Below are 16,937 nucleotides of genomic sequence, written 5' to 3' on the forward strand. Positions count from 1 at the left end.
CTTATTTATCATGAAGCAGCTTTTTGCCTTAGCAGTACTTTTAGTTTCCTTTTTTAGCTATTCCCAAAAAAAGCCAAATGCCATTAAGGTAACGTATCAAAAGGTAAACATGGGTACTCCGGTTGAAGAAAACAATCCTATTCTCGTTTTTTCAAATTCAGAAAATTCAAGGATAAGCAGTAAATCTATTCTTGACAACAAAGCTGAATTCCCAATTGAACAACTCGTAATAAACTATACTGATAACTCATACATTAATATAGCAAAACTAAGTACCGACAAAAGCGTAGCAACACGTGATAGTTTATCGCTAAAAAAGCAATCGTTCGAATTACTTCCTGATACTAAAACAATTTTAGGTTATAAATGCAAAAAAGCTAGGACAATAATAAACTCGAATACGATTGAAGTCTGGTACACAAATGAGTTAGGGTTAAAAGGATCGCCATCTTTACTAGGCCAAAACCTTGGACTTGTGCTGGAAACCATCCGCAATGGAAACTATGTTGTAACCGCTATAAAAGTTGAAAAGCTTAGGGATGCTTCCACTTATCTCGACATCATTCCTAAAAATATTAAGTTAATCGATATGGTCACGCACAGGGATATGATCTGGAAAGCCAGATTTACAACTATAGAAGTTTTTAAAGATGAAGTGATTAATTTTTCGGATGCATCAAAATCAAATGACAGTATCTTACGATTTGCAAATGGTACTATTATCCTTAAAAAAGTAAAATTCCCCGAAATAAAACCGGGAAGCCAAACTTACGTTGAGCTTACTGAACAGTCTAACGGAGACGCCTACGACAGAACAGGATCTGTTTTTGCAATTCCTGCAGATGAAGAGCATTCTTTTTTCAACGGATTAAAAAACGGTATCACGGCATTGCCTTTATATGAAAATGGCAACGGAAAGAAATATTATGGCGTGACGTTAGATGGCAATTATACTCCTCTTTTGGAATTGATACGATTTTTTACCCCTTTTGGAATAAAGCGATACAACCACGTAAAGCTTAAAGATAAAATGTGGCATGACATAGTTCCTTACAGGGAAGAAATTTCAGAGCTGCAATCAAAACTTAGTAATAAAGAATACTGGATAGGAACGTTCATTGGCAATTATGATAAAGGCGGACACAAAATAAACCTGTCTATAACTATACATCAAGACAACAACCTAAACAACAAATCTAATTTTGTATTACCATTGTTTAACACAACCAATGTTATGGAAATGGCACAGCAGGACTACGGAACCATGTTTAGCAGCGACAACGGCCTTGAAGTAAATTTCGTTTTGGATAAAAATATTAAGAATGCAACTTTACGCTATATCACGACCGGACACGGCGGATGGGAAGCAGGTGATGAATTTGTACCTAAAAAGAATACTATATTATTGGATGGACAACAGGCTTTTGCTTTTATTCCATGGAGACAGGATTGTGGATCCTACCGATTATTCAATCCGGTATCAGGAAATTTTGATAATGGTCTTTCATCTTCAGACTACAGCCGTTCTAACTGGTGCCCAGGAACTGTAACCAACCCTGAATTTATAAGCCTGGGTGACCTCAAAGCAGGCAAACACACTATAATAGTAAAAATTCCTCAGGGAGCCTCAGAAGGCAATTACTTTAGTGCCTGGAATGTTTCGGGAGTTTTGATAGGCAATGAATAGCTTTACAGCAATTCAAGCTGTCCGTTATGCAGCATATACAACTTAGCACAGGCGCGTGCATCAGACAATGCCTCATGGTGATTTAGCTGAATACCGTTACGATCACTGCAAGCTTTTAAGTTTGCAGGTTTATAGCCTTTTGCTTTATATATTTTGCACGTGCATTCCCATTTATCGGCTAACTCCAGTTCATCGTAATACAAACCATAGTACCGCATAGTTTTAGTAAGCACGCTACGATCAAAAGATTCATTGTGAGCAATCAGCTTTCTGCCAAATATGCGTTGCCTTATTTCAGGAAAAAGATCATCAAAGGTTGGCAGATGCATTGTTTCTACGGGCTTGATGCCATGAACCATAATATTACGGTACCAATATTCATTATCCGGCGGCTGAATAAGCGTGTGGTATTCTTCAACTATAACCCCGTTCTCTACGGTAACAAGGCCAACAGCGCAGGCACTGTGTGCGTACCCTGTTGCAGTCTCAAAATCTATAGCTGTAAAATTCATAATCAGGTAGTAAAAAGCCCCCGCAAGCGGGGGCTGAATATATTATTTTATTGAGCTGATAATATCATGTTTGGTAATAATATGATGCTTACCATTTCCTAAATCTACTAATACCGCCTGATTGTCTTTATTAATCAGTTTTGATATTTCTTCGATAGAAGTATTAGCTCTTACAACAGGATAAGGTTTACCCATTATCTCGCGGATCGGTTTTTCTGCAATATCTTTGTCTTCCACATAACTTCTGAAAAGATCCGTCTCATCAATAGAACCAACAAAACCGTTAGTATCTATAACCGGTATTTGAGATATCTTGTATTTACGAAGGCGTTCTATAGCGTGAGAAACCAGTTCTTCAGTTCGCACAATTACAAGTGGTTTATCAGAGTGATCTTTAATTAAGTCTTCCGCTTTAGTAAGTTCCTCATCAAGGAAACCACGCTCGCGCATCCAGTCATCGTTAAACATTTTACCTACGTAACGGCTTCCGCTATCGTGGAAAAGAACTACAACTACATCACCAGGTTTAAATTCATCTTTAAGCTGGAGCACACCTTTAATCGCAGCTCCGGCAGAGTTACCTACGAAGATGCCCTCCTCAAGAGCAAGCCTTCGTGTATATACAGCAGCATCTTTATCTGTTACTTTTGTAAAACCATCTATAAGTGAAAAATCAACATTTTTCGGAAGAATATCTTCACCTATACCTTCTGTAATATAAGAGTATATTTCGTTTTCATCAAAAATACCGGTCTCGTGGTATTTCTTAAACACTGAGCCGTAAGTATCTATACCCCAAATTTTAATATTTGGGTTTCTTTCTTTTAAATACTTTGCAACGCCGGATATAGTACCTCCCGTTCCCACTCCTACAACAAAATGCGTAATCTTGCCATCCGTCTGTTCCCAAATTTCCGGAGCAGTCTGCTCGTAATGTGCTGCGGTATTAGATAGGTTATCATACTGATTCACATACCATGAATTTGGAGTTTCTTCAGCAAGTCTTTTAGAAACCGAATAATATGAACGCGGATCAGTTGGCTCTACATCAGTAGGACAAACAACAACCCTGGCACCTACAGCACGAAGGATATCCATTTTTTCTTTCGATTGCTTATCCGAAATAACGCAAATAAGCTTGTACCCTTTTACAATAGCACCTAAAGCAAGCCCCATTCCGGTATTACCAGATGTTCCTTCAATAATAGTACCTCCCGGCTTGAGCCTTCCATCAGCTTCTGCGTCTTCAATCATCTTGACAGCCATCCTGTCTTTAACAGAATTACCCGGATTAAAAGTTTCTACTTTAGCCAGCACAAGAGCCTCTATACCTTCTGTTAGCTTATTAAGTTTTACCATTGGCGTATTACCTATGGTCTCAAGTATATTTTTTGCGTATTTCATTTTTATAAAATTAGCTGCCAAAAGCTATGGCAATCAGCTGCAAAGATAATTATTGCTATTAAAACTATAGTTAAATAATTAAGAGAAGAAATCCCAAATTACACCAAAGCGAAGCGTAAAGTCTTTATACGGCTGATTTGGTGTTGAATAATAATTATATCCTGAAAAAGCAGAGTTAAGATGTTCTGCTTTTATAAAAAGCCTGAATTCCTGAATCTTTGCATTAATAAAGAAATCAAACAATGGGAAATTTCCAATCTTTTTGGCATCCTGTACATAAAAGTCACCCACCATAGCATTGTAATCATTAGCGTAGTACTTTGTAAAATACTGGAATGTAACACCTGCCTGAAAAAACAACGCATTTTTAAATACCCTGTCTGAATAATAAAGTGTATTTCGCGTTACGAATGACGGCACGTTCAGGATATTGCCTGTTTGTTGTACATTTTGGTATAGAAAAGTATTATCAAGGGCAAAATTTCCAAATTTAAATTCTCTTGAAGCCTTAACAGACAGATAATTTATGGTATTACCATTTTGAGTAGGTGTAACATATAAAGTGTCTATACTGGTTAACCCCACCTGACGACCAGTGACCTCATGCCCATCAAAATATAAGTGATCTTTTAGGATAGTATATTGTACAGAAGCATTAAGCCATTTGGTTTTTGCTTCAAATTCAAAATTATTAATTTTTTCGTTTTTAAAGTTCCCAATTACGTTATCGCCAACTCTTCTTGGCCAATTGTAACTTTTGTAATCGCTTTGAAGAAGGTTGTAACTGTTATCAGGGAGTTTATTCATGTTCTGATAGCGAGCCGATACGATATTCTTCTCATCAAAAGTATACCGGGCAGAAGCATCTATATTCGCCAATGACTGGTTTGTGATTGAATTAGAAAACAAAACACTCCCCTTCCATTTATCTTTCTGGTACGTATAACGCGCGCCATAGGTATTGATCCTGTCGCTAAGAGAATTCGGCGTTTCTATTTTCCCGTCACTTCCAAGAATTATACTCCTGTAAAAATAATTGTAATTAAAATCTTCAAGGTAAAATTCAATATTACCGATAGTTTCATTACTGTAAGCTGCCCCAATCATATTATACATACGATTATAGCGCGTCTTATTACTTATAGATTGCGAATACGTTTCGCCGTAACGGGCTACATAAGTAGGCTGGCTATATTCAAAAAATTTATTCTCGTAATTAAATTGGTGATGAAAAACAATACTATTAGGATTATCCTTATTCAACCTGAATGTATGATCAATAAAGTATCTGTTTCCTTTTAAAATAGATTTTCCATCTCTGGAAAAAACGTCAAGCCTTTCCCTTTGTGTGTAAGGTTCCTGACCACTTTCAAAAAGTGACGGATCTATGATTCCCCCATTTTCCTGATTGGTAAAATCCTGGCCTGTAAAATGAAGCCTCAGCATGTATCGTTTATCTTTGGTATTGTAACTTGATACAAAACGAAATATACCATTGCTTGAAAGCTGATTTATATAACGCCCCAACGACCTAAGTCCTTTGTAGCCTAGCGCAAAATTAAGGTTCTCTGAAGTATTAAGAGTTATTAAAGCATCAAGTATTTGACCTTGCTCTATAACCGATCTATACATCAGGTCGGTGTATGGTGTAGCAACATGGTAATAATTTACGTCCTCTGCTTCAACATAGGCATAATGTTTTCCCTTAAAGCCCATTTCGGGGAAAGGATTAAACTTTGTGAGTCCATAATCCAGAATATTATAAGCCTGCCCGTCATTATTCAGAGGTAGAAGTCCAAAATTATCTTTTCTCAGATAATTAAGTTCATATTCTTTTTTAAGGGTAAGTGCTGTATCTACAAAAGTTGTGTCCCTGTCAAAAGTAATTATCTTATACATATCTACCGTAGCTATAGAATCTTTCGATTTTGCAGATTTCGGTTTACCTATAAGACTTTTACGAGGTTTTTCAGTATCATTTTTCTTTACCTGTGAAAAAAGGAAAAGAGGAAATAGACATAAAAAAAAGACGACACACTTTTTAAACATGTAAGTTTTAGATTTTCGCAAAGGTACTTATTTTTATATATCAGCAAATGTAAAAATAACGCAAAAAAAGAGGCTTTCTTACGAAAGCCTCTTAAAATTTATACAATTAAATATTACAATTATTCTGTAATTTTTTCCAAAATAACGCCCATAGTCTGAGATGGTATAATACCACTAGCAGGTGTTAGGTTACCGTTGATATTAATTCTTCTTACACCAGTAGTTAAATTAGTGCTGAAAGAACCTCCGCCGGTATACAATAGCGTTTGATCATTACCCTGATATGTCCAACAATCTGTACAAAGAGCTTGCTGTACAGCTGTTAATGAACCAGAGTTCTTGTTTGTCCCGGCAGGTGCCATCGTAAATTCAAGGAATCTGTCTGTTGTAAAATCTCCTAAAGTTGGGCTTGAGCCAATTGGACCAGAAATTCTTATGATATTACAATCACCGTTATCATTTACATCAACTGTAGCGATACCAAGATCGTCACCAGTTGCTGTTGACGTCACATAGAATTCTCCAACAAAATCAAAGAAGTTAGTAGTACAGTCATCGTTAACAATCAGGAATCTTTTGAATTTAGAACCTTCGTCCTCTACACCTAGAGTTATGTTAGTATCTGACACCTCAGTTAGTCTTATCTCAAACGCTTTAGAATCGTTCTGAACATCGTTATTAATAACGTTAATTTTAATAAGCCCAGAAGTAGCTCCAGCAGGAATAACAACCTCTTTAGATTCTACGGTATAATCAACATTTTCTTCTGCTGTTCCTGTAGCACCTTTATCAACAGAAAACTTAACAATAACGTCATGGTTAACCGGGAATGCAAGATTGACAGGGATTTCTGAAACACCTAAATGTTCAAAAAATGTTAATCTGTCTGTAGCAACCCTTTCCAATGTAACGAAATTCTTACCACCGTAAGTTACAGTATCTTCATCACAGCTAATCAAAGTCGCCATACCCAAAATAAGCAGGGCCGACTTTAAAATATATCTTTTCATACTATTTATTATTAATTATTATAACCTGGGTTTTGTTGGATATTAGGATTTGCAGAAAGCTCAGCCCTTGGAACTGGCAATGTCCATCTGTGATCCGTCAAATTAAGAGAACAAGCATCAAACTGCTGACATTCAGAATTAACTCTATCAATACCAGCATTAGCAAATGCACCTAAACGTTTAATGTCGATATAACGGTGTCCTTCAAATGCAAGTTCAACTCTTCTTTCGTTAAGAATTGCAGCCCAAGCTTCCTGAGCAGAAGCAGGTGTAGCAATATCTCTACCTGTAGCATTAGTGAAACGTGCCAAACGGATTCTATTGATCTGAGCAGCAACACCTGCAAAATCACCACGGCTAGCCATAGCTTCTGCTTTAATTAGATACATCTCAGAAATTCTGAACACTTTAACATCATTTAACAAGTTAATATTATCAGACCCTGCATATTTACCTACAGGTCTAACAGTAAATCCAGTTAAATAAGAAGAAGGATCAACAACAACTATACGTCTAACATCATTTTCAGCAAGCCTGTTGAAAAGTGCAGTACTTACTTCAAAGAAAGCACCACCACTTGTTGAACTGTTTACAGAAGACCATGCCTGATAGAAGTTACCAGTACTACCACTGCTAACTCTGTCAAGTTTAAAAATAACTTCACCTTGCGCAGCAGGTACAGAAAGATCTCTAAACACCCTATAATAGTTGCTATTAGCAGCTGTATTTACAGGGTTAGCAGGATTGTAAGTGCCAAAAGTAGCTAATCCATACGCTGTAGGTTTTGCAATTAGCAAGTCAGCATAACCTTCTGCCTCAGTATATTGACCTCTATAAGCAGCAAGACGTGCTCTAATTGCAGTGATAACATCCTTGGAAATATAAGTTCTTGCAGGATTAGATTGGCTTATAAGATTTGCGTCAGCAAAATCAAGATCGCTGTTTATAAGCGTATATACTTCACCATTAGTATTACGTGGAAGTTTTTGATCTGTTGTAGGAACAAAATCAACAGCAATAACACCAGGTGCATTATCATCTTTCATATCAGTTGAAAAATAAGTAAGCAATTGTATGTGTGCATAAGCTCTAAGAGCACGAGCCTGAGCAATCACATCATTAAACACACCTTGTTCTTCCTCTGTAATCTCTACATTCTGAGAACCTAATATTAACCTGTTAGCGAAGTTAATTACAGTATAATTATTCACCCATATAGATTCGGCAGAACCAGAGTTACTGTTAAGAAGAAACGATAGTCCTCCATCACCAACACCCTGACCACCATTAGCAACACCAACTCTTACTTCATCTGTGAATATAGATGTAAAAAGTATAGCACTTTCTCCTCCAACTGCACCATATACACCGTTAAGACCAAGCTGAAGATCCGCTATAGTTTCGAATGTATCCTCCGGCAAAAGTTCACTAGGCTGCTTAATATCAATAGCGTCATCACACGCAGCAAAAAGAGATGCAGCAACAACAAATAATAATATTCTAAAATTTTTCATAATCTTTCTCGTTATTTTTTAAAATTGTAATTCAAGACCTACAGAAAAGATTCTTGGAGTAGGATACTGGTATTGATCACCGCCTCTGTTACTTTCTGCATCCCATCCTCTCCATTTAGACCATGTAAGTAGATTTTCACCCTGAACGAAAGCTCTTATGTTTGTAAAAGGAGTTTTCTCAAGTAATTGTTTATTGAAATCATAACCTAAAGTAGCATATCTTAATCTTACATAAGATGCATCTTTAAGATATCTGTCTGAACTTGAATCAAGTGCCTTATTTGTTAAATATAATGAAGGTATATCTGTAACCCTGTTATCAGGTCTCCATGCATTAAACAAATCAGTTGATTTATTGAAGATACCAATATCAGTTGGATCCTGAAGACCTTCTAAATCGTAATCAAATCTGTAAATATCAGCTACATAAGAGAACTGAGTTGTAAGATAGAAACCTTTATAGTTAGCTTCAAATCCAAAACCACCCTGGAAAGTAGGTATAGGAGCTTTTCCTGTCAATCTTCTGTCTGTTTCAGGATTAGGATTCTCTGTTAACTGACCATCAGCCGTATAGAATAATAGGTTACCATTTGTAGGGTTAACACCTGCATATTTTATAGTATAGAACTGACCAAAAGCACCGCCAACTACGTTAGCTTGTAAGCCGTTATCAATAAATCCTTCTTCACTTGGGATATCAATGAATTCATTTTTGTTATATGAACCGTTGAAAGTTAAATTAAGGAAGAAATCTTTAGATTTTATAAGCTCATAATTTAATAAAGCTTCAACACCACTATTTCTTAAACTACCATTATTAGAAAGAATAGAGTAAGTACCATTGATACCTGATATTGGAGTTGACTGATAAAGATCTTTAGTGGTTCTGATATAACCGTCAAGGTTACCTCTTAACCTACCAGAGAACACTTCAAAATCTAAACCAACGTTAGCTTGCTCTGTAGTTTCCCATTTAAGGTCTGCATTACCAAGCTGTACAACAGTATAAGCAGGAAGCTGAGAATATCCAGTTGTCTGGTCAAACAAAGTCCTTGAACTGTTTGGAGCAGCAAATATACTCTGACCTGCAATGTTTTGGTTACCTGTAGTACCATAAGAAGCTCTAAGTTTTAGCATATTGAATGCTGAACCCTGCATAAAGCTTTCTTTATCAATATTCCAACGACCAGAAACTGACCAGAAAGTACCCCATTTATTAGTATCTGAGAACCTATATGATGCATCCCTACGTACGGTAGCCGCAAGACCAAATCTTTGATCATAATCATAATCTACTGAACCAAAATATGAGAATAGACCGGCAGTTGCTTTTCCTGAACCTACATTCGGAACATAGAAGTTAGGAGTATTAGGGTTAAATGGTATATAACCCGCACCGTTACCCGGCTCAAATACTTTAGTATCTAAACCATTCTGTGTAGCAGAAAACGATTTTTGATGTGCTTTATAATACTCAGTGAATATAGAAGCATCAAGTGAATGTTTTTCAGCAAAAGTTTTTCTGTAGTTAAGACTGTTATTCATTGTAAATGAAAACTCTCTTGCAAAACTCTCATTTTGGAAACCTATAAATGTCTCACCTGGGTTCTGAAAAAGGAATGCATTAAATGATTGAGGAGCTTCAACGTTAAGACCATTAGCCTCTGTAAAATCAGCACCAATTGAAGTAGCTAATGTAAGATCATCAGTAAGCTTATAGCCCGCCTGAACATTACCAATCATTTTGATTTCATTAGTACGTAACGTACCTGTTTTCATCCTGTCTAAAAGCATAAGAGGGCTTAAAGCAAGTGTATTACGACCTATATCCGGCACTCCTTCAGGACGTGCACCAGTTCTATACCAGTTAAATAAATCCTGCCCATTAGTATACCAAGACGGGCTGATATAAGGAGCACCGTTGTTAGCACCAAGAATAGGGTTAATATTAACCGCACCTGTACCTAAGTTAGCAGCCTCATTCCTTACAGAGTAGTTAATAGTTACCGCTGTATTATAAGTAAACCTGCTATCATTACTTTTTCCACTTAAGTTGTTTCTAAAGTTAAATCTTTTAAGATCAGAACCTCTTAAAACACCTTCCATATCATAATAACCAAATGAAGTAAATGACGAAAGGTTTTCTCCACCACTAGATAAGCTTAATACGTGGTTTTGTGCTAAACCTGTTCTAAATAATTCTTTATACCAATCAGTATTAACACCATAAGCAGCTATTTCTGCATCAGTCATAGGAACTTTATTTCCCGCCTCTGAAAAACCACCTGTATTACCAAGACCTGGATTTCTACGACCTACCGCAGATTGACCGTATGTTCTTTCAAGAGTTAATAACTCTCTTGAGTTCATCTTGTTATAATCATTATTCTGCATAGCAGTAAAACTAGTAGTACCAGTATATTTAATATTCAAAGAAGAGTTAAAGCTTCCTCTTTTAGTTTTAACGATAATAACACCGTTAGAACCCCTGTTACCATAAATAGATGTAGCACCAGCATCTTTAAGAACCGACACCGATTCGATATCATTAGGGTTGATACTTCTAAAGTTATCAGAATTCAAAGGCACTCCATCGATAACATATAAAGGCTCAACGTTACCATTGATAGACCCAATACCCCTAAGGATAACAGTACTGTTAGCACCCGGCTGACCAGAACCTGTTGAAATATTCAAACCAGGAACCTGCCCTTGTAGTGTCTGAATAAAGTTAGCATTTGGCCTGCCTTCTATAGTTTTAGAAGTAACAGTTGTAACAGCAATATTTGAAGTTGCTCTGGTTGTTGTTCTGTAAGCTTCAACAATTACATCATCAAGAACTTTAGCGTCATCAGCCAATTGTACCGAAACAACACTTGAAGCGCCCACAGTTTTTGTTTGTGTGGCCATACCTACATATGTAAACACAAGCTTCTGCCCAACAGAAGCAGTAATGGAATATTTCCCATCAAAATCAGTCTGTACTCCTTGCTGAGAACCTTCAACAGTTACGTTAGCACCAGGTATTGGCATACCGGTAGCATCTGAAACGACACCTGTAATGGTTTTCTCTTGCGCAAAGGAAAACTGAATAAAAAACGCCAACAAAAGCGTAAAAATCCAAGTAAACTTTGATTTCATATTTAATTAATTTGAGTTAGTTAAGTTGCAAATCTATTAATTTATTTTAATATAACAAACTTTTAACATTGCCAGGCAACGCTAAATTTCAATATTTTTTAGTGTAAATGCAAAATCCACAACATATTGACAATAATTGACCACATACTACAGCTTTTTTTAAATTATAAAGAAACGTCAACAATTTTGTTAACGTTTCTTTATAGATGCAACAATTATAAAATGGTTGCGTAGTATAGATCTTTTTTAGAATAAAAAATTATTTTATTATAATCTTCTCAACTTCAGTTCTTTCACCATTGGTAACATTAACCATATATATACCACTAGCAAGACCTTGAACATTTAAGACCGTATCAGCATTTAACAATGCGGCAGACAGAACCTGTCTTCCCTGAGCATCATATACGATAGCAGATGCATTTTTCTCCACACCACCAGGAAAAGATATATTTAACTCTTCACCTGCCGGATTAGGCCATACTACAAAAGTCTTAGCGTTCGATTCATTAATTCCAACAGTACTGTTAGTAATACCCGAAATAATTAAAGAATACGCTTGTTGCGGCGCGCCATTAGGATTCTGTAACGTTGATTTTTTATGCTTAACAGTAATGGTATAAGCGCCTACTGGATTAACAACCTCCACTTTTTCAATATTATCAACATTATTCTGCCCGCGTTCAGCATAGTTACCTGTATCATCCAGTCTCCACGGATAATTTATCTCACTTCCTTTTGTAACCGTAATATCAAGATCATTTATCAAAACAGCAGTAGTTTTATTAACTGTAATAGCGCCTGCAGGATCTGTCCATGCTATAGTAGCAACTAATGGTTCACTACCTAACGCTGAAATCGTTTTTGTATACGTTTGATTTGGAGTAAGAACTAATTCTTCAACAGACGCAGTAGTATTGTTGGCTGCAGCACCAAGAACCTGAGCTGCTTTTTTAGCGTTAAGAACACCCCATCCAAATATATTATCCGGTCCATCAGCCAAACCTGCTTCATCTGCAGTATGAGCAACAAGAGCCCTTACAGTAGATGACCTCATATAAGTTTTCACAGCCGCTCCCTCAGGAGTATGAAGATTTGCGTAATATTGCTGAACCAATGCTAAAGCTCCCGTTACTCCCGGACAAGCCATTGACGTTCCGCTTTCATTAACATATAAATTATAACCCGCATTTGTAGCAGAATATACATCTACACCTTTTGCAGAGATATCCGGTTTTACACGATTATCATTTGTTGGTCCATAACTAGTAAAGCTAGCCTGCTCAACATCCTGAGGATCTGTATAATTATTAAGTTGCCTTATAGCCGCAACAGCAATACCATTTTTTGAGGTAGACCTATCGGTTAACCTGTCAGGTTGATAATCACCAGCATTTCCTGCGGCAAAAACCGGCTGATAATATGGATTATCAAAAGTAACTTTATCTACCTCTTGAGATTCTTCAATGTAAGAACCTCTATATTCCGTTAATGTCGGCTCAGGAAGCAATCTTTCATTAATACCATAGGAATGATTTGATAGTATTAATTGATCTGCATTAGCAACCATTTCCACATAATCATCATTGTAACTAAATGAAGCCGCCAAAGCCTTTTGTGCTAAACCTTTTGCTAATGCATTGGTTGCACCTCCAATAATTGTAGCTGTTACGTGCGTAGGATGATACTGTACATCGGCAGCTCCATCATAAACTATCGCTCTATTATCAAATGCCTGGTGATTAAGCAGCGGATGTCCTCCATCCCAAACACCTATTAGCATTTGCGTACCATCTTCATATTCTCCGGTTAAATTTAAACCAGACTCACCACCTGGCTGAAGGTAATTTGCACGTGAGGTTATAGCAGAACCTGCATTAGTAGTTGTTATATATATAGGAGTACCTTCTTCGGTAACTCTAACCAAAGAAGAATGTTTACCTGCCTCATCTTCTATAACCAGGGGCCAATTATTAAGTTTAGCAAGCCTTACAGCATTTTCATAATTTTTAGTTCTTTTTTCTTTAGCTTCCTGATATTTTTTTACAGCTAATGACTCCGAAATATTAGCCTTTTTAGTAGGCAGTGCTATTTTCTGTGCGGACGCTGAAACGCCAGCCAAAGTCATTGCAAGAACAAAAATTCTCACAGTATTCTTTTTCATAATTTATTCTTTAGTTTTAATAGTAATTAATAATGTAGCAATTTCTGTAGTAAGTAGTACGTAATGTTAAATAATTTAAAAAAGCGATTGTAAATATAACAAAAACATATATCTTATAGACGTAAAACCTAGAAGAAAAAGTCATAATTTCTACGAAAACGCTTTCAAACTCAAACTTTTCCCGTTATTTTGCACTTATATATACGTTTAAATCCTGTTCTTAGATGCTTTCATTAAATTTTTCCGGCTTTAAATATGAAACTGGCACAGACGAAGCTGGTCGCGGATGCCTCGCCGGCCCTGTAACCGCTGCAGCCGTTATCTTACCGGAAGATTTTAAACTTGATCTTTTAAATGACTCAAAACAGTTATCCGAAAAAATAAGAGAACACCTTCGACCACTAATTCAGGAAAAAGCACTTTGCTATCATGTTACAAATATTGAGCCTGAAATTATAGATGAGATAAATATTCTTAACGCCTCAATAAAAGCGATGCAGGAATGTATCGTGAAACTAACTCCTATTCCGGAATACATCATCGTTGATGGCAACAGATTTAAACCTGTAAACGATATACCGCACAGCTGTATTATTAAAGGAGACGGAAAATACCTGAGCATTGCGGCAGCCTCTATACTTGCTAAAACATACAGGGATGATTACATGAATATGATACACGAGGAGTATCCTATGTATAACTGGAAGAAGAATAAGGGCTACCCAACTATGGAACATCGAGAAGCCATAAGAAAATACGGAATAACCAAATACCATCGCAAATCGTTTCGATTACTGCCGGAGCAAATGGAAATTGACTTTGGTTTTGATTATTCCGGATAATATTTTACACCTATATATATTATAGGTGTAGTGATTTTTCTTTCTGGAGAATTTCAGCATCAAAAAGTGCAGCAAAATGCTTAAGCACTTTTTCTTTTACTTCTTCTTCGTTTACAACTTCAACACCAAGCTCTGCATTTAAAGTTGCCACCGCTTTACCTTTTATACCGCATGGTATGATATTATCGAAGTAGCCCAGGTTTGCATTTACATTAAGCGCAAAGCCATGCATAGTTACCCAGCGTGAAGCCCTCACACCCATTGCGCATATTTTCCTGGCAAACGGAGTACCCGCATCCAGCCAAACTCCTGTTTCACCTTCACTGCGAACTCCATTAAGACCATATTCTGCAAGTGTAAGAATAATTACTTCTTCCAGAAAACGGAGGTACTTATGTATATCTGTAAAGAAATTTTCAAGATCAAGTATTGGATATCCTACTAACTGTCCGGGGCCGTGATATGTTATATCCCCTCCCCTGTTTATTTTGTAAAATGATGCGCCTTTTACCTCAAGCTGTTTTTCATTGAGAAGCAGATTTTCTATGTCACCGCTTTTACCCAATGTATATACATGTGGATGCTCTACGAATAGTAGATAATTTGGTGTTTCAAGCGTAAGCTCTTCCCTTCTGTTTCTTATTTTTATATCTAATACGTCCTGGAATAATTTTTCCTGGAATTCCCATGTCTCTTTATAGTCTTTAACCCCAAGGTCTGAAAACTGAACTTTTTTATTCATCGTCATTAACTCTAAAATCCATTACAAAATTACGAAACTTATCGGTCGGGATTACATAAGCCCGGATTCATAACAAATAAGCGATTTTAGCAGCTATAACACCAATTGGTTATTTGTTAATAATCATTATCTTTGCGGGCTTAAAAACATTATAAATCATGCAGCTTTCAGAACAAGAAATTATTCGTAGAGAAAAACTGGATGCGCTGAGAAACCTCGGCATCAATCCGTATCCCGCAAACCTTTATCCTGTAGACCACACATCTAAGAAGGTTAAGGAAGAATTTTCTGAAGGCAGGAAGGTGGTTGTTGCCGGTCGTTTAATGTCGATACGAGTTCAGGGTAAAGCCGCTTTCGCTGAACTTCAGGACAGCGAAGGCCGTATTCAGGTTTATGTTAACCGTGACGAGATTTGCCCCGGAGAAGACAAAACCCTTTATAATGAAGTATTTAAAAAACTTATAGATCTTGGTGATTTCGTAGGTTTTAAAGGTGAGCTTTTCACTACTCAGGTAGGTGAAAAATCTATTCGTGTACACGAGCTTACCCTTTTAAGCAAAACCCTTAGGCCATTGCCAATGCCAAAAACTGATGCCGACGGCAAAGTGTTTGACAGTTTTAGCGATCCTGAGCTTCGTTACCGCCAACGCTATGTTGACCTTGTAGTTAACCCGCAGGTTAAAGAAGTATTTGTTAAAAGAACAAAACTGTTCAACGCAATGCGTAATTTCTTTAACGAAAAAGGTTATTTTGAGGTTGAGACACCTGTATTACAACCTATTCCGGGTGGTGCAGCAGCAAGGCCTTTTGTAACACACCATAACAGCCTTGACATTCCTTTATACATGAGGATTGCTAACGAACTATACCTTAAAAGACTTATAGTTGGTGGTTTTGATGGTGTTTATGAATTCTCCAAAAACTTCCGTAATGAAGGTATGGACAGGACACACAACCCTGAATTTACCGCAATGGAAATATATGTAGCCTACAAAGACTACAACTGGATGATGGAATTTACCGAAAACCTTCTTGAGTATTGCGCAATTGAAGTTAACGGTACATCTGATGTTATTTTTGGCGAGCACCAGGTAAACTTCAAGGCACCTTATGCACGCGTAACAATGACCGATGCTATTAAGCAATTTACCGGTTTTGATATTACCGGGAAATCTGAGCAGGAGATATACGAAGCTGCCAAAGGCATGGGCATTGCTGTTGACGATACAATGGGTAAAGGAAAACTTATTGACGAGATTTTTGGTGAAAAATGTGAAGGTAACTTTATACAACCTACATTTATTACTGATTATCCGAAAGAAATGAGCCCGCTTTGTAAAGAGCACCGTGATAACCCGGAACTTACAGAACGTTTTGAACTTATGATATGTGGTAAAGAGATCGCTAATGCATATTCTGAGCTTAACGACCCTATAGACCAGAGAGAACGTTTTGAAGCTCAGCTTAAATTATCTGAAAGAGGTGATGTTGAAGCTGCTCAATTTATTGATAATGATTTCCTTCGCGCACTTGAATATGGTATGCCACCAACATCGGGATTAGGTATTGGTATGGACAGGTTAATTATGTTCCTTACAAACAATCCTTCTATTCAGGAAGTATTGTTCTTCCCACAGATGAGGCCTGAGAAAAAACAGGTTGAACTTACGGAAGACGAGAAAGCGGTTGCAGAACTTCTTAAAGTAAGCGGACAACTTGCCCTTGATGCTCTTAAAACACAAGCTGGTTTAAGCGGTAAAAAATGGGATGCTGCAATGAAAGGCCTTTCTAAACACGGACTTGTAAAAGTTACCGTAGAAGGTGATAGCAAAACAGTTGAATTTAAAGGATAATATAATCCCTTATATATAG

10 protein-coding genes and 1 pseudogene are annotated in these 16,937 nt (G+C 36.9%); 3 read left to right on the forward strand and 8 right to left on the reverse strand.

Features of this window, described 5'->3' with window-relative positions:
• The first annotated feature begins 10 nt into the window (after positions 1 to 10).
• A complete protein-coding gene (locus tag ALW18_06475; GenBank protein ID AOE52190.1) occupies positions 11 to 1,687 on the forward strand; it encodes a peptide-N-glycosidase in 1,677 nt (558 codons plus the stop codon).
• 2 nt (positions 1,688 to 1,689) lie between these two features.
• Here the strand turns inward: ALW18_06475 and ALW18_06480 are convergent, their stop codons facing one another.
• From ALW18_06480 to ALW18_06510, 7 genes and pseudogenes are all read right to left on the reverse strand, one after another.
• Positions 1,690 to 2,205 (reverse strand): DNA polymerase III subunit epsilon, encoded by a 516-nt coding sequence (locus ALW18_06480; protein AOE52191.1) that lies wholly within the window; start codon positions 2,203 to 2,205, stop codon positions 1,690 to 1,692.
• A 36-nt stretch (positions 2,206 to 2,241) separates the two neighbouring features.
• Positions 2,242 to 3,603, reverse strand: a complete 1,362-nt coding sequence (locus ALW18_06485; GenBank protein ID AOE54329.1) for a cystathionine beta-synthase — start codon at positions 3,601 to 3,603, stop codon at positions 2,242 to 2,244.
• 78 nt (positions 3,604 to 3,681) lie between these two features.
• Complete coding sequence (locus tag ALW18_06490) at positions 3,682 to 5,652, reverse strand: hypothetical protein (GenBank protein ID AOE52192.1); 1,971 nt, start codon at positions 5,650 to 5,652, stop codon at positions 3,682 to 3,684.
• A gap of 119 nt (positions 5,653 to 5,771) precedes the next feature.
• The gene (locus tag ALW18_06495; GenBank protein ID AOE52193.1) at positions 5,772 to 6,662 is read right to left on the reverse strand and encodes a hypothetical protein; all 891 of its coding nucleotides are present in this window, start codon (positions 6,660 to 6,662) and stop codon (positions 5,772 to 5,774) included.
• 11 nt (positions 6,663 to 6,673) lie between these two features.
• Positions 6,674 to 8,176 (reverse strand): hypothetical protein, encoded by a 1,503-nt coding sequence (locus ALW18_06500; GenBank protein AOE52194.1) that lies wholly within the window; start codon positions 8,174 to 8,176, stop codon positions 6,674 to 6,676.
• Between the two features lie 18 nt (positions 8,177 to 8,194).
• Positions 8,195 to 11,065 carry a hypothetical protein gene (locus ALW18_06505; protein ID AOE54330.1) on the reverse strand — a complete coding sequence of 957 codons (2,871 nt, stop codon included), beginning with the start codon at positions 11,063 to 11,065 and terminating at the stop codon, positions 8,195 to 8,197.
• A 754-nt stretch (positions 11,066 to 11,819) separates the two neighbouring features.
• Positions 11,820 to 13,319, reverse strand: a pseudogene (locus ALW18_06510) (hypothetical protein).
• A 386-nt stretch (positions 13,320 to 13,705) separates the two neighbouring features.
• On the opposite strand from ALW18_06510, the gene ALW18_06515 reads away from it, so the two are divergent.
• The gene (locus ALW18_06515) at positions 13,706 to 14,323 is read left to right on the forward strand and encodes a ribonuclease HII (GenBank protein AOE52195.1); all 618 of its coding nucleotides are present in this window, start codon (positions 13,706 to 13,708) and stop codon (positions 14,321 to 14,323) included.
• A 19-nt stretch (positions 14,324 to 14,342) separates the two neighbouring features.
• Here ALW18_06515 and ALW18_06520 read toward each other — a convergent pair whose 3' ends face one another.
• On the reverse strand, positions 14,343 to 15,065 hold the full coding sequence (locus ALW18_06520; GenBank protein AOE52196.1) for an octanoyltransferase: 723 nt from the start codon (positions 15,063 to 15,065) through the stop codon (positions 14,343 to 14,345).
• A 158-nt stretch (positions 15,066 to 15,223) separates the two neighbouring features.
• On the opposite strand from ALW18_06520, the gene ALW18_06525 reads away from it, so the two are divergent.
• Positions 15,224 to 16,918, forward strand: coding sequence for a lysyl-tRNA synthetase (locus tag ALW18_06525; GenBank protein ID AOE52197.1), 1,695 nt, complete (start codon positions 15,224 to 15,226; stop codon positions 16,916 to 16,918).
• The last annotated feature ends 19 nt before the right edge of the window (positions 16,919 to 16,937 follow it).

It is taken from the genome of Flavobacterium psychrophilum (assembly GCA_001708385.1).
Taxonomy (GTDB): domain Bacteria; phylum Bacteroidota; class Bacteroidia; order Flavobacteriales; family Flavobacteriaceae; genus Flavobacterium; species Flavobacterium psychrophilum_A.